At 34.3% G+C, this 14,470-nt stretch carries 16 protein-coding genes, 2 pseudogenes and 1 riboswitch; of the genes and pseudogenes, 13 read left to right on the forward strand and 5 right to left on the reverse strand.

Features of this window, described 5'->3' with window-relative positions; translation table 11 throughout:
• Positions 1 to 18: 18 nt before the first annotated feature.
• Together AB1280_RS05155 and AB1280_RS05160 are read left to right on the forward strand one after the other, a co-directional pair.
• Positions 19 to 717, forward strand: a complete 699-nt coding sequence (locus AB1280_RS05155; protein WP_429755087.1) for an ABC transporter ATP-binding protein — start codon at positions 19 to 21, stop codon at positions 715 to 717.
• Entirely contained in the window at positions 698 to 1,987 is a 1,290-nt protein-coding gene (locus AB1280_RS05160; protein ID WP_429755088.1) for an ABC transporter permease, read from the forward strand. Before AB1280_RS05155 ends, AB1280_RS05160 begins: the two co-directional genes overlap by 20 nt.
• 34 nt (positions 1,988 to 2,021) lie before the next feature.
• On the opposite strand, the gene ybaK is transcribed toward AB1280_RS05160, so the two are convergent.
• Positions 2,022 to 2,495 (reverse strand): Cys-tRNA(Pro) deacylase, encoded by a 474-nt coding sequence (gene ybaK / locus AB1280_RS05165; protein ID WP_272187547.1) that lies wholly within the window; start codon positions 2,493 to 2,495, stop codon positions 2,022 to 2,024.
• A gap of 121 nt (positions 2,496 to 2,616) precedes the next feature.
• Here ybaK and rraA point away from each other — a divergent pair, with 121 nt between their 5' ends.
• The 6 genes from rraA to AB1280_RS05195 all read left to right on the forward strand — a co-directional run bounded on the left by rraA (position 2,617) and on the right by AB1280_RS05195 (position 9,213).
• Positions 2,617 to 3,096, forward strand: a complete 480-nt coding sequence (gene rraA, locus AB1280_RS05170; protein WP_429755089.1) for a ribonuclease E activity regulator RraA — start codon at positions 2,617 to 2,619, stop codon at positions 3,094 to 3,096.
• Between the two features lie 496 nt (positions 3,097 to 3,592).
• Entirely contained in the window at positions 3,593 to 5,236 is a 1,644-nt protein-coding gene (locus AB1280_RS05175) for a DUF4430 domain-containing protein (protein ID WP_429755090.1), read from the forward strand.
• A 58-nt stretch (positions 5,237 to 5,294) separates the two neighbouring features.
• Positions 5,295 to 6,035: a DUF4430 domain-containing protein gene (locus tag AB1280_RS05180; RefSeq protein WP_429755091.1), complete on the forward strand. Its 741-nt coding sequence runs from the start codon at positions 5,295 to 5,297 to the stop codon at positions 6,033 to 6,035.
• 6 nt (positions 6,036 to 6,041) lie between these two features.
• A complete protein-coding gene (locus AB1280_RS05185; RefSeq protein ID WP_429755092.1) occupies positions 6,042 to 6,920 on the forward strand; it encodes an energy-coupling factor transporter transmembrane component T in 879 nt (292 codons plus the stop codon).
• Positions 6,899 to 8,557: an ABC transporter ATP-binding protein gene (locus tag AB1280_RS05190; protein ID WP_429755093.1), complete on the forward strand. Its 1,659-nt coding sequence runs from the start codon at positions 6,899 to 6,901 to the stop codon at positions 8,555 to 8,557. Before AB1280_RS05185 ends, AB1280_RS05190 begins: the two co-directional genes overlap by 22 nt.
• A complete protein-coding gene (locus tag AB1280_RS05195; RefSeq protein ID WP_429755094.1) occupies positions 8,527 to 9,213 on the forward strand; it encodes an ECF transporter S component in 687 nt (228 codons plus the stop codon). Before AB1280_RS05190 ends, AB1280_RS05195 begins: the two co-directional genes overlap by 31 nt.
• Positions 9,214 to 9,622: 409 nt before the next feature.
• Here AB1280_RS05195 and AB1280_RS05200 read toward each other — a convergent pair whose 3' ends face one another.
• Together AB1280_RS05200 and AB1280_RS05205 are read right to left on the reverse strand one after the other, a co-directional pair.
• Positions 9,623 to 9,793 (reverse strand): hypothetical protein, encoded by a 171-nt coding sequence (locus AB1280_RS05200; RefSeq protein WP_429755095.1) that lies wholly within the window; start codon positions 9,791 to 9,793, stop codon positions 9,623 to 9,625.
• Positions 9,793 to 10,887: a tetratricopeptide repeat protein gene (locus AB1280_RS05205; RefSeq protein WP_429755096.1), complete on the reverse strand. Its 1,095-nt coding sequence runs from the start codon at positions 10,885 to 10,887 to the stop codon at positions 9,793 to 9,795. Before AB1280_RS05205 ends, AB1280_RS05200 begins: the two co-directional genes overlap by 1 nt.
• 105 nt (positions 10,888 to 10,992) lie before the next feature.
• On the opposite strand from AB1280_RS05205, the pseudogene AB1280_RS05210 reads away from it, so the two are divergent.
• Positions 10,993 to 11,210: pseudogene (locus tag AB1280_RS05210) on the forward strand (hypothetical protein); the annotation flags it as partial.
• Positions 11,211 to 11,308: 98 nt separating this feature from the next.
• Positions 11,309 to 11,461, forward strand: a pseudogene (locus AB1280_RS05215) (YwiC-like family protein); the annotation flags it as partial.
• 61 nt (positions 11,462 to 11,522) lie between these two features.
• On the opposite strand, the gene AB1280_RS05220 reads toward AB1280_RS05215, so the two are convergent.
• Entirely contained in the window at positions 11,523 to 11,714 is a 192-nt protein-coding gene (locus AB1280_RS05220; RefSeq protein ID WP_272187558.1) for a hypothetical protein, read from the reverse strand.
• 147 nt (positions 11,715 to 11,861) lie between these two features.
• A riboswitch (SAM riboswitch) is annotated at positions 11,862 to 11,960 on the forward strand.
• Between the two features lie 101 nt (positions 11,961 to 12,061).
• Between AB1280_RS05220 and AB1280_RS05225 the strand changes: the two genes are divergently transcribed.
• From AB1280_RS05225 to AB1280_RS05235, 3 genes are all read left to right on the forward strand, one after another.
• Complete coding sequence (locus tag AB1280_RS05225) at positions 12,062 to 12,313, forward strand: hypothetical protein (RefSeq protein ID WP_272187918.1); 252 nt, start codon at positions 12,062 to 12,064, stop codon at positions 12,311 to 12,313.
• Positions 12,314 to 12,621: 308 nt separating this feature from the next.
• Complete coding sequence (locus AB1280_RS05230) at positions 12,622 to 12,759, forward strand: hypothetical protein (protein ID WP_429755097.1); 138 nt, start codon at positions 12,622 to 12,624, stop codon at positions 12,757 to 12,759.
• Positions 12,756 to 13,124: a group-specific protein gene (locus tag AB1280_RS05235; RefSeq protein ID WP_429755098.1), complete on the forward strand. Its 369-nt coding sequence runs from the start codon at positions 12,756 to 12,758 to the stop codon at positions 13,122 to 13,124. Before AB1280_RS05230 ends, AB1280_RS05235 begins: the two co-directional genes overlap by 4 nt.
• A 38-nt stretch (positions 13,125 to 13,162) precedes the next feature.
• Here the strand turns inward: AB1280_RS05235 and AB1280_RS05240 are convergent, their stop codons facing one another.
• Positions 13,163 to 14,425 carry a serine hydrolase domain-containing protein gene (locus tag AB1280_RS05240; protein ID WP_429755099.1) on the reverse strand — a complete coding sequence of 421 codons (1,263 nt, stop codon included), beginning with the start codon at positions 14,423 to 14,425 and terminating at the stop codon, positions 13,163 to 13,165.
• Between the last annotated feature and the right edge of the window lie 45 nt (positions 14,426 to 14,470).

Genomic DNA, 14,470 nt, shown 5'->3' on the forward strand with positions numbered 1-14,470 from the left:
AGAAGATGGAGGAATTCTATGATTGAAGTAAAGAATTTATCATACTCTTTTAAAGTCGGTAAAAAAGGAAAAGAACAATCTATTCGAGTGTTAGACAATGTTTCATTTTCTATAAATAAAGGGGAGCGAGTAGCAATCGTTGGTAGAAGTGGTTCGGGAAAATCAACTCTATTACATTTATTATCAGGGTATATAACACCAAATATGGGCAGTGTTTTCGTGCAAGATACTGATACAACAAATTTTACTGAAAAAGAATGGGCTCTATTTCGATTAGAACATTTTGGATTTGTATTTCAGAACTTTCAACTGATACCTAGTTTAACAGCTTTTGAAAATGTGGAACTCCCGCTTACACTGAAGGGAATAGAAAAGAAAGAAAGGAGAGATAGGATTTTAGAATTATTTAAAAAATTAGGATTGCAATCATATATGAATCATTATCCGAATGAATTATCAGGTGGGCAGCAACAGCGTGTTAGTATTGCAAGGGCACTTATTACAGAGCCGAAGATTATTTTAGCTGACGAACCAACTGGAAGTTTGGATACAGAAACAGAACAGGAGATTTTGCATCTGATTAAACAATTGAACGAAGAAAAGAAAATTACCTTTGTCATGATTACCCACGATGAAGCAGTGGCTTCAATTGCTAATAGGAAATTACGTCTAATTGATGGGCGTTTAGTAGATGGGGGTGTTCCATTTGAAGTTTAAAGATCAATTACAATTTGTATGGCGGAATATGAAGAAAAATAAGTTAAGAGTATTTATGACGATTTTTGCGACAACAATTGGTTGCGCATTTCTTATTGTCTTAGCCTCTGTTGGTTTTGGACTACAAAAGAGTATTACAGATGAAATATTATCAAGACAAATTGTTACGGAAATTAGTATTCATGGAAAAAAAGATAAAAAAGAAATTTCTGAGGAAGATTTAAAGTATTTAAAGCAAAGTTCTGAAATAAAAGCTGTAATTATGCGGAAATATTGGGCGTCTCACACTGAGGCTTTCTTTGAAAATCGTATTGGAAATGTACAAGCAGTAACAACGAATATGGAAGAAGAAATGAAAGCACAAGCAGAACTAGCAGAAGGCCGCCTTCCGAAAAACAAAACAGAAGTGGTGATTGGTCATAATTTCGCGAAGAGTTTGTTAACTGCGGAAGAAAAACAAGTAATAGAAAATGAGCCGGATAAAAAGGTGGCTGGTTATGAAGGGAAACTTTTAAATAAGAGTATAATTATAAAAATAAAGGATGAGAAAGGCGAAGTGAAAAAAGAATACAATTTTACAGTTGTCGGAGTTTTAAAGGCACCATCAAGAGATTGGATGGAAGACAATCGGATTTATATGAATGCAGAAACAGAAAACGAAATAAATGAATTATTTAAAGAGCACGGGGAAAAAAACGAACTATTTCATCCTGAAATAAAGGTATATGCAAAATCGTTTGAAACAGTGGCAAGTACAACAAAAATGTTAAAAGAAAAGGGATATCATGTTTATTCTGTTAGTGAAGAGATTGAACAAGTAGATACCTTCTTCTTAATTGTAAAGATTGGACTGATTTTTGTAGGTACAATTGCTGTACTAATTGCATCAATTGGAATTTTTAATACGATGACGATGGCTGTAACTGAGCGGACAAGTGAAATTGGTATTATGAAAGCCATTGGAACAAATCCAGCAATTATTAGAAGGATGTTTGTAATGGAGAGCGCAATAATTGGGTTTGGTGGTTCTTTGTTAGCGATTTTCATCTCATACCTTATTAGTTTAGGTGTAAATGAATTAATTCCAATCTTATTAAAAGAATTTGCAAAAACGGAAGCACCAAAAGGATTTATGTTTTCAATGATTCCTCCATTTCTTATTGTTATTTCTGTTTCTATTAGTATAATTATTGCAATTTTTTCTGGACTAAGGCCGGCAATAAAAGCAACGAATATTAATGTGTTATCAGCAATTCGCCGAGAAATGTAAACAAAACCTGTCTCATCTATTGAGACAGGTTTTGTTATGAAGTAATGGAAGTCAGTGTTGCGTTACTAACTTTGATTAGGTCAGCGCCGTTCATAAAAATTTGTAGTCCTCTTTTTCCGGCACTAATGCTAATTGGGTCTAGATTTGCAGCAGATTCGTCAATAAAGAGTGGATAATTTTTCTTGACTCCAAGTGGTGAAACGCCGCCGCGTATGTAACCTGTTAATCCGAGTATTTCTTTCATTGGAATCATTTCAACTTTTTTATTTTTACTTGCAGATGCCAATGCTTTTAAATTGAGCTCTTTATGCGAAGGGATACAAGCCATAATCACCCCAGTTTTATCGCCGCGAAGGACAAGTGTTTTAAAGACTTGTTCTAATTGTAAATGAACTTGGTCAGCGACATGTTTCGCATCTAAGTTCTCTTCATCCCATTCATATTTATGAACTGTATAGGCGATTTTGTGTTTATCTAATAAACGACAAGAGTTTGTTTTACTACTCATGTTACACACTTCCTTTTTTATTTCTTCTATTTAGTATACAAAATTTTGCAACATAAGACAGGGGAAATAAGAAAGGACAAGAATATGTAACATAAATTATGAAAAGAGAAGAGGGAAAATGATGTGGAGAACGACTGATCTTTATGATATCAATGAAATGGAAGTGCAAGTGTGTAAGCCATTATTTCAATCATATGGAAAGAAAAAGCAGTTTTATGGAAAAATCGCGACGGTGAAAGTAAAAGATGATAACGTACTCGTAAAAAGAGCAATAGAGACGCTACCAGAGGGAACGGTACTAGTCGTAGATGGAGAGGGTTCAACAAATTGTGCATTACTTGGTGATAACTTAGCAAACATAGCAAGAAAGCGCAATTTAGTAGGTATCATTATCTATGGATGTGTTCGCGATTGTGCAGAGCTTCGGAATATCGAACTCGGTATTTTAGCGATTGCGACGATGCCAAAGCGAAGTATGAAAGAAGGGAAGGGAGAAACAAATATTCCGCTGTCTTTTGGCGGAGTCTCTTGGATTCCGGGAAATTATGTTTATGTTGACGAAGATGGTGTAATTGTATGTGAAAAAGAAATTCATCGGTGAGTTATTATAAAAAATGAGGAGATAAAGTGAATCTTCTATTAATGTTTTTCATTCCTTATTGGGTTGTGACGAGGTCTATCTTTTTCTTGATTTCTTACAATCTTGAGATGAGGGGGGGATTCCTACAAATAGTCATATAAAAATATTGTTAATCTTAAGAAGGAAATATGAGAAATGATAGACAAAAAAATATATAAATAGTAAAATAGTACAGAATTTTGTAACATTATGGATTTGCAAGAGCGTAAAATCTATGATGTAAAACAGTGTTGTTTCCTATATAAAGGAAGCAACAGAGATGTTAAACACTTATTGAATATTTGTTTAGCTGCGTGTTTATGTGGCATCTATTGTGGGTGTTTTAAATCCCGCATTAAAGGGCAGTAAGACTCCCACTTCAGGGTTGGGAGAGAAGAAAATAGGTGGGGGATGAAGTCCCCCCACTGATGGAAGTTTCACTTTATGTGATTTATAGGAGAGGGGATGATTCATCAGTATGACGAACATGAAAAAGTGGTTAATAACGTCATTTATGACAGTTACATTGGTTGTTTTGTCTTTTGTAAATACTGTACATATTACGTTTGCTGAAGGGAATACAGCAACGTTAGCAATTGTTGGAGATTCGCAAAAAGGAATTATGCTATGTCCAAAAGAAGTTGCAATTCAAGATGGAGAGACAGCCTATAGTTTCCTGCAAAAAGAAATGGGTAATAAAGTAACGGCAGAAAACACACCATATGGTGCATATATTAAAGGTATTGATGGCTTAATGGCAGGTGCAACAAGCGGATGGACATATGAGGTAAATAATCAATCACCAATGGTTGGGGCAGATAGCTATAAATTAAAGGCTGGAGATGTTGTGGCGTATCGCTATGTTGTTGATTGGAACAATATGAGTCAAGAAACTTTGCAGCAAGTGTTAGATAAACTTGGTACATGTAAGAAGGATACAGATCAACCGAATACAGAGAAACCAAGTACTAATAAGCCAGATGCACCAAAACCACAAGAACCTACAAAAGTTGATGTAATAAAGAAAGTTGATGAAGCAATTACAAAAACTGCCCAAAAGATGATGATAGATGGTATTGATGGTGACTGGGTTATGATTGGACTTACTCAATCAGGCCAAAAAGTTTCTAAAGATGCAAAGTTTAATTATTTACAATCGATAGTAGAACGTGTAGAAGAAAAAGAAAATAAATTTTCTTCTACTGAATTAGCACGTACTATTTTAGCAGTTACAGCAGTAGATGGAGATCCAACAAACATTGCTAGTAATAACTTAATTTCAAAGTTATATAACTTTGAAAATACAAATTCTATTACAGATTACGTTTTTAGTTTAATTGCGTTAGATACAAAAAAATACGAAGTGCCAGCAAATGCAAAATGGAATCGTGACGCCTTAATTAAAGCTATTTTAACATTACAACATACAGACGGTAGCTGGGCGTATATGGGTAAATTAGAAGAACCAGGTGATGCTGATGTAACAGGAATGACCCTTGTAGCATTAGCACCATATCAAGATCAAGCAGAAGTAAAACAATCGTTAGAAAAAGCAAAGCAATATTTAGCTAGTACACAAACAGGTAAAGGTGGATTTTCATCTGGTGGTGTAGAAAATGCTAACAGTGTAGCACAAGCTGTTCTTGGACTAGCGGCAGCTAGTATCGATCCAACGAGTGCTTTATTTACAAAAAACAATTATAATGCAGTCCAAAATCTATTATCCTATCAACTAGAAAATGGTGGATTTAAATGGTTGCCAGCTGATACGGAAGAGAGTGGCATGACAACAGAGCAAGCAATGTTAGCACTTGTACAATATAAGAACTTTTTAACGGGTAAAGGCTCTGTTTATGATTGGACAAAAACAGAGGCGTCAACAAATGAAGGAAATAAACCAACTGATGAGTCAAAACAACCAGTAGCAGAAGAACCGCAAAAGCAAACGAATAAACCTTCTGCTTCAAATGATGAAAAGCAATCTGTACAAAACGATACGAAAGTAGAAAATCGTTACTTACCAGAGACAGGCATGTCAGGCGGAGGTATTGCTACGTCAACTACGTTAGGCGTATTATGTATGACCAGTGCATATGTATTATGGAGAAGAAAAGCGGCTTGACAAAATTAGGAGCAAATATTTGCTCCTAATTTTATTATGAAAGGTGTGTGTGTAAAAGATGAAATTGATGAAATGGCTTGTATTGCTAGTTTTCTCAATTAGCTTTATTGCGGGATGTAGTCAAAATGAAGTGAAAACCGACACAAAAGTTGTTGGAAAGCAAATAGAGAAAAAAGAAGAGAAGAAGCAAGAAGAGAAAAAACAGGAAGAACAAAAACAAGAAGATAGTAAGCAGGAACAAAAGCCGGCAGAAGAACAGAAACAAGCAGAGAAACAAAAAGAAGAAAAAGCTGCAGAACCAAAATCTATAGAAGAAAATCAGTCCCAAACGAAAACTGCAGAACCATCACAAAATCAACAAGAACAATCCAAAGCTGTAAATGAATCGAAAGAAACACCGAAACAAGAAAATGTACAGCAAGCACAAGTAAATCCTGTACCCACACCAGAACCAAAATCAAAACCAGAGGTAAAGACGGTTACGTTATCAGTAAGAGATGATCAAAGTACAATCTTAGGAGAAACGGAAGTAGAACTTCAAGACGGGGATACAGTCTTTAAAGTGTTAGGCCGAACATTGAAGAAAAAAGGGGTTCAAATGGAATATACAGGTTCGGGAAGCGGCGTATATGTTCAAGGTATTAATAATTTATACGAGAAATCTAAAGGTGCCGGGAGCGGATGGATGTATCGTGTGAATGGTGTTGCTGTGAATAAGGGTGCAGGTAGCTATAAAGTGAAGCAAGGCGATAAAATTGAATGGTTTTATTCATTATATTATAGGAAAGAAGATCGGTAAGGGGTAATGAAACTAGCATTTTCTTCAATGCATCCATTCATCAATTTTCTGTATTATATAGGGGTGATAATACTATGTATGGTATGTCTTCACCCTGTTTTTTTGATTGGTGCAATTTGTATGATCCTTATATTAAATATTACGCAAGGCAATGGAGAAAAATTGAGAAAAATGTTACCTAGTTCACTTTTTTTCGCTTTTATTATTACGATAGCCAATTCGTTATTAACGCACCGAGGGAGTACAATTTTATTTTATATTGGTTTTAATCCAATTACATTAGAAGCTGTAATATATGGATGTACAATGGCGTTATCATTGATTGTTATTATGTTTACGTTTACTTCTTATAATGAAATGATATCGAGTCATAAGTTTTTATACTTATTTTCCCGTATTTCACCGAAGGCAGCATTACTCACGATGATTACAGTACGCTTTGTACCTTTATTTATGAGACGTCTTACTCATATTACCCTTGTACAAAAAACAAAGGGAGTTCAAGTGGACGTGGGCTCTTTGAAAGAAAGGGCGCAGAACGGCATGAAGCTTTTACAAGTATTATTAGTTTGCTCATTAGAAGAGGCCCTACAAACTGCTGATTCAATGCAAGCACGTGGATTTGGAGTGACGAAACGAAGTACATATATTGGGTATCGTATGGGCCGCAGAGATTGGTTTGTTCTTAGCTTGTTCGTCATTTTATTTGTATGTTGTCTTTTTGGTGTAAGTAAGGAATATGGAATTTTAACAATCTATCCAAAAGTAGAGGCGCTTTTTTTAGATCGGAATGATCTATTTGTATTTATTCCATTTCTTATGTATATAAGTCTACCAATTCTAATGGAAGGAAGGGAGTGGTTATGGTGGCGCATGCAGAAATAAAAGAGTTGTCATTTACATATACAGATGAGGAGTCTGCTGCTTTATGTAATGTATCTTTATCTATTTCCCATGGAGAATTTGTTGTATTAGCAGGCCGTTCTGGTTGCGGTAAGACGACGCTATTAAAACATTTTAAAAAAGAACTTCTCCCAATTGGTATGAGAGAGGGCAACATGTATTATGATGGAGCATCCTTAGAAGCAATACCAGACTTATTATCGGCTCAGGAAATCGGTATGGTATTTCAAAATCCAGAGAATCAGCTTGTGATGGATACGGTAATTCAAGAACTTGCATTTTCATTAGAGAACATCGGCTATGAAACAACTGTCATTCAAAAAAGAATTGCTGAATTAATTAGTTTTTTAGGATTTCAAGATATGTTGCATCAATCTGTACATACGTTATCTGGAGGGCAAAAGCAGCTTGTAAATTTAGCTGCTGTACTTGTTTTACAACCTAAATTGTTGTTGTTAGATGAACCGACAGCACAGTTAGATCCAATTGCAGCAAAAGATTTTTTAGGACTATTGAAACGAATTCATGAAGAATTAGGAATTACAATTATTATGAGTGAACATCGTTTAGATGAAGTAGTTCCTCTTGCCGACCGAATTGTTTTTATAGATGAAGGAACTGTTGTGTATGATGGAAAGCCAAATGAAGTGATACCAGAAATGTGGAAAGTAGAAGCGTTTCGTCCATATATTCCGCAAATCCCACGGTTGTTTTTAGAGTGGAAGGCTGAACATGTTCCGTTTACCGTTCGTGATGCACAAAAACAAATTCGTCCTATTTTAAATGAGTTTCGGTGTGATATACCATTACAGCATATAGAAAAAGGGGATGTAATACTACAAGCAAAACATGTTTCATTTCAATATGAAAAGAATGGACCGTTCATTTTACAGGATTTGACGTTGAATGTTAAACAAGGGCAATGGACAGCGCTTGTTGGAAAAAATGGTACTGGGAAATCAACGCTATTAACGCTTCTAGCAGGAGTGCAAAAGTGTCGCAGAGGAAAAGTAGTTTGGGAAGGAAAGCCCATTCATAAAGTGGAAGCGAAAGAACGCTTTCAAAAAATCGGTTATGTATCGCAGTATCCTTACTATCATTTCACCCATGATACTGTTTGGGACGAGTTGCTTAGCCGCGCAGAAGAACTATATAAAAGGGAAGCAAATGAAAAAGTAGAAGAAATGCTTCGGAAGTTTTCAATCTTTCATATTCGTAATCGCCATCCGCATGATTGCAGCGGTGGGGAACAGCAATTAATTGCTCTTTGTACAGTATTATTATTAAAGCCAAATCTCTTAGTATTAGATGAACCGACAAAGGGACTAGATCCAGGGAAGAAAGAAGAACTGGGGAAGTTGTTTCAACAACTACAAAGAGAAGGAACGACAATTGTTATGGCGACGCATGATATTGAATTCGCAGCAAAATATGTGGATAACTGTATTATGTTATTTGATGGGAAAATTATCATGGAAGAAACACCGGCGCGCTTTTTTAGTGAGAACTTTTTTTATACAACGTCTATTAATCGGTTTATTCGTAAACAATTGCCGTATGCTTTAACGTGGGAGGATGTGTTTGAGGCGTGTCCAGAAGATATGCTTGTATCGTTTTAGCTATTTTAACCGTATTGATTAGTACACTTTTATTTACATCATTTGTGGCGGACCAATACTACATATGGTGCAGCATTTTCTTTTTAATTATGATTATGCTACCATTTTATGTGCGTTTTGAGAGAAAAGCTTTTGTTTCACGTGAAATTGTACTGGTAGCTGTTCTAGCGGCAATTGCAGCGATTAGCCGGGTTCCGTTTTCAATCATTCCAAGTGTACAACCAACATCGTTTGTGATTATTGTATCAGCAATTGTATTTGGCAGTGAGACTGGTTTCCTTATCGGTGCAACAGCTGCCCTTGTTTCTAATATCTTTTTAGGACAAGGACCTTGGACACCATGGCAAATGTTTTGCTGGGGTATGATGGGGTTTTCGGCAGGATTATTGCGGCATACGTGGATGATGAAAACTTTATGGGGAAGAGTCCTCTTTGGCTTTATCGCAGGATTTGCTTTTAACTGGATAATGAATTTATGGTTCCTTATTGGCTTTTTGAAAGAATTAACATGGGATACTTTTATAAAAGCATATATGACAAGCTTTTATTTTGATCTAGCCCATGCACTTTCCAATGTCCTTTTTCTTTGGATGTTTAGTACATCCTGGCTTAAAATATTGACACGCTTTAAGAGGAAGTATGGCATATTAGAGTAAGGAACTATCACTTACGTAAATAGTGAATAAATTTTTCTTGTACGACATAAATATATACAGTAGGATCGCGACTTACATATTCGTTTGCCTTTTGAGACACTTCTTACATTCAGTAGGAGGTGTCTTTTTTATCTTGAAAATTTAATTAAATAGCGATTCGATATAATCACTAAATACGATAATGACAGGTAAAAAGAATGGGTTTCACTTTTAAGTGTGAATGAGAAGAAGATGAAAGAAAATACTCCAAAGAATAGTGAGAGTACTGATATAGTCTTTTAAAAAAGAAGATAACCCCCCAGGGGATTATCTTCTTTTTGGTTTTAGTATATTGATAAATATTTTGTTGTATATTCAAAGTAACCACTATATGAATTATCTCTGAATAATGTATTTTTTTATTGTAAAATCAAAACGTTTTTCCATGTTCTTCTTGAACAGAGTTTAGAGCATCTGATTGTTTCATGAATGTTTTACCATGTTCCGCCTGTAATGTGTTTGAAGGAGTATACCCAATAAGTCCTGTTAGTAGTAAAGTTAATCCGAATGTAATTCCAAAAAATTTAGCTGTTTTTTTCATTATTTTAAAGCCTCCTTATCTTGTAGTTTTTGTTCGGCTTCGTGTGACTTGTAAAAATATTGACTTGCTTTATCTGATTGATTAGAAGCATAAAACTTTAAAGCCAATTGTTTAGAGTAGTCATGTACGAATCCTAATAAATCTTCTTGCTCAAAGTATTGAATTCCTTCTTTAATTATTATTTCAAATGTACTAGTTGGTGATTTTGTATTTAATGCATGAAGGATGGAGAAGTGGTGTTTATATTCAATTGCTTGTAAACGATTACAAATTTCCAATCCCTTTTCAATTAATTTATTTGTTTCTTTAGTATGACCTAATTTAAAATGTTCTCTTGCCAATAGAAAGGTACATTTATAATCAGTTTCAGAATCTTCAATAGAAGCAGATAAATTTCTAATAGCAGCCTCAGATAAGTTTTGCTCAGCATATAAGAAGCCTAAATTATGTCTGATTTTTAGAGCAAGTTGTGTATTTTTCTTTTTATTAACAATATCTAAAGCATTTATGAAATATTCTTCAGCAGCTTCATATTGACCTAAAGAAGTGCATGTAAGTCCTAAAATATTGGTACAACCAGCAATATTAATTTCATTTCCTAATAAATTTTCATAATATTTTTTGGCTTTTGTTGCATAATTGATAGCCACAAGTGGTTGACGAATTTGATAGTTGAATGCTGCGAATTTGTAGGAAAATTCAGCTTTCTCAGCTTCTTCAGGTATATTCTTTAGTAACTCTTTAGCATTGTTAAAGTACTCGTTAGCTTCTTTAAATTTACCAATTTCAGTAGCATGTATTGCTTTAAAAAAATAATAGTAATATGTTAAAAAATTGTCAGCTGGTTTTTCAAAGCTGTTTATTTTTTCTGACAAAATTTTTGATTCTCTAAAATCATTTATAAGTAATTGATATCTAAACTCTAGTAAAGAGTAGTAGAATAAAATATTTTGATTTCCCTCGATGTTATCAATTTTTTCCTTTACATCATTTCTAATTTCAAGTGCAAGAACAGTATTTTGATTACGAATTGAATCGTGCCATTTATTTAGTAGAGATGTAATTTGTTCTATCGCAACTTTTGTAGTCTCCATTCATAAACCCTCCTAATTTATATTTATTCAATTGTATCAAGTTTTAAAATATTTAGTTATTGAGAAATTTTTTTCTTTTACTAAGATTTTAAAGAGGTCTAAACTTGGTTAAAGGAGAGGGGAAAAGAAGTGATTGGAAGTCAAGGAAAAGGGAGCGAAGAACCGATTGTTCAAAGCTGAATGTCGGCAGCGAGTATATATTTTCTCGATTATGATGGGAATGAGTTAGAATTTATTTCTTTGTTATTTGATGGGCCTAACGATCATGAATATTACCATATTTAAGTGAATGGGAGAAGGAGATAGAGAATAAAAGGGTTTGAGGAAAAAATTTTATAATGAAAAAAGATTACAGTGTGTTGTTGTAACTGGAATTGTTCAATTAAAGACACCTAAAGACACCTAAAGACACCTAAAGACACCATGGTTTGTCATTACGTTTATTCCAAGCTGCATTCGAGCTATCGTTTTGTATGGTAAAAAAGTATCTGTTTTAAAAGTGGGTGTGTGGGAAATCGTCAATTCAATTTATTTTTTCATTGCTACTATAGTGTTATTTCAATTTACGGGCTGATATTAAGTAATAAAAAAGTAAGCATGATTCATATGTGCTTACTTTTTTTTGTAAGGCATTTTTATTCTTGAGATAAAACTTCAGCTGTACTATCACATTGATGCAGTGCATGTTGAACAGCTTGTAAAGATTGTTCAATGCGTTGACGATTATCTGATTTCTCAACTGTTTGTAAGGCATTTTGTAAACAATTCTTTGCTTCGTGTAAAGCTTGGCAAGAATCTTGAACGTGACCACGTGCATTTTTTTGCATGACTGCGCCTCCTTTGGTCTTATACATTTGTAGTATGAGCAAAACAAAATAAAATATCAGAGCAGTCTAAAAAATAAATCCTGATTATTCTTATGAGAATTGACTTTTTAGGTTATATTCATTATAGTAAGAGATAAAGTGAATATTTTCTTATCCAGAGAGGTGGAGGGACTGGCCCGATGAAACCCAGCAACCACGATGTAGGTGCTAATTCCAGCAGAACAGTTTTGTTCTGACAGATAAGAAGGAAGAGATATGTACCGCTTCTTCTTATCGAAGAGGTTTTTTTATTGCAAAAAAAACCGATAATGAAAGATGGACAACGAGAAGAAAGGAACGAGCATGTTATGACACTTGAGAAATATATTACACTACGTAATGCAATTTATAAATATATGGAAGAGAAGGAAGAACCGATTACATTATTAGATATTCAACAACATATTGCAGCAGAACATGAAGGGAAATTTGCGAAGAAGATGCTGCAGCAATTTTACTTACTACGACTGCTAGATGAACTAAAATTAGATGGGAAAATTACGTTAGCAGAGCAACATAAATGTATAGATGATAAGGGGATATATTACATTGTAAAATAACAAAAAGGGGGTTACTCTCCTTTTTTATAGTATTATTTATTTGAAAATTCATTTTGTTCGAAGAGCGTTATGTAGATAAAAAGACTGTGTTATGCAGTCTTTTTACAAGAGAATGGTGCTGAGTGTGTAGTGTTAAAAAATTAAATGTGCCCCTAAAGATGAGCGTTTTCGGCTAACAAATAAAAAGGACACCATCGCCGAATAGGTGTCAGTTGTTTTGTCAAAGAGGCTTGCCCCTTGACATGTATTAGAATAGCATGTGAGCGTAGAAAAAGTCAAAAGGGAATTAAAGGAAGGTGTTGTTTACAATGAACATATTAATTGTATATGCACATCCAAACTCTTATAGCTTCATCGGTGCCATTTTGAAACAAGTGAAAAATAGTAAACAAGAAAAAAGAGAGAAATGGCTGCAAGAGATATATGAAAAGGCAACAAGATTATGAAAAATAGGGAACTGATTTACAAAATTGCGAATGTATGTAAAAGAGAAGATGATTTGTTTTTTTCTTATCTGGATTGTTTACTTGGTATAAAGGAGAATAGTAAGCAATTTTCTAAAGTCAAACAAGAAGTGCGAGAAGAATATCTTATAAGAGGTATTTGTGAGAGAGAAGTAGACATATTAGTAGAACAAAGTGAACAAGTTGTAGAGTTGTATATACCTAAGTTGCTCCAATGGAAATTTTTACAGGAAAATGTTCATTATATAGAAGAGATCTGTTCTATGGTATTTCAGTTAAAACCGTTATGTTTTTCAGAAGAACAATGGAAATATGTAATTACAATTATAGAGAAAGAGCTGTCATGAGACAGCTCTTTTCGTAACAAAAATTTAGGGATTTGAACTTAATTAGAGGACTCTCTCTGCAAGTATTCAGCAATTTGCAAATACATTTTGCTATATGCGGATTGTATTTCTCCATTATGATTCGCATTGGAAGAAAAATGAACGATAACCATATGTGCAGTTGGGTCGATATATAATCGTTGTCCATAACTGCCTAGTACTTCAAAGGCATTATGTTCATTGTGGGAGATCCACCACTGATTATGATATGAATATTCTTCGCCATCGCCAACAGGGAGATCGTATTTTTTAATATCCTTAATTTCTTCAATTATAGAAGAAGAAATAACTTGTTTCCCGTTATATACACCATTGTCTAAAATCATCTTTCCGAATCTCACCATATCTCGTGCAGTGGTATTTAATCCTGCACTTGCCTGTTCCACTCCAGTTTTGTCAACAACGTAATATGCATTTTCTTCTGCGCCAATTGGTGACCAAATCCGTTCACTTACTAAATCTGCGAGTGATTTTCCTGTTACAGTACGAAGGAGCCAGGCTAGTGTTTCAGCAGAACCGTTATTATATGAAAATGTTTCCCCTGGAGCAGCGGTTTCATTTGCTTCTAGTAACATGTCGTATATTGTTGTCGGTCCATTATAGTATTTACCACGAGGAAGAAGATTGCTTGCTAAATATAATTGTGCATCTTGGTTATCTAATCCAGCCTGTTTAAAACCGTGAGTTGGATATTTTGCTGAAACTTGCATATCTAAAAGTTGTTGAATTGTTGCGATTCCAAATGGTGTTCCTTGTAACTCTTTTACATATGTTTCAGCAGTTGCATTGGGTTGTAGCTTTCCTTCTTCAATGAGTGAATTAACGAGCAGTCCTGTAAATACTTTTGCTACTGATGCCATACCGTGCGGTTCGTTTTCTTTATATCCATGAAAGTACCGTTCATATACAAGCTTTCCATCATGTAAAACAATAAAGGCATCTGTTTTATGTTTTTCTAATAATTTCCGAACCGTGGTATTATTTTCATCTTCATCTGTGATTTCTAGATGATCTAGATTTTGCAAATTAGTTGGAATTGAGGATACATAATTTTGATTTTTAACAACAACTTTTGTTGATGTTAATTCACACATATGTGAATAAGACCAACGGAGATAAGGATCTTGTAACCAATTTTTTTTCGTTACTGTTTGTCTTGAAGAAAAACTTTTATTTGGATTGAATAACGTAAATCCCATACCAGTCAAGATACATAAAAAAATCAAAATGATTAAAATGAGCGGGGATTTTTTTAGTCTCATAATAAGCCTCCTTCTAGTTTTATTATAAGAGATAAGCCTATTGAG

This window comes from Bacillus sp. S10(2024) (assembly GCF_050473865.1).
GTDB lineage: Bacteria > Bacillota > Bacilli > Bacillales > Bacillaceae_G > Bacillus_A.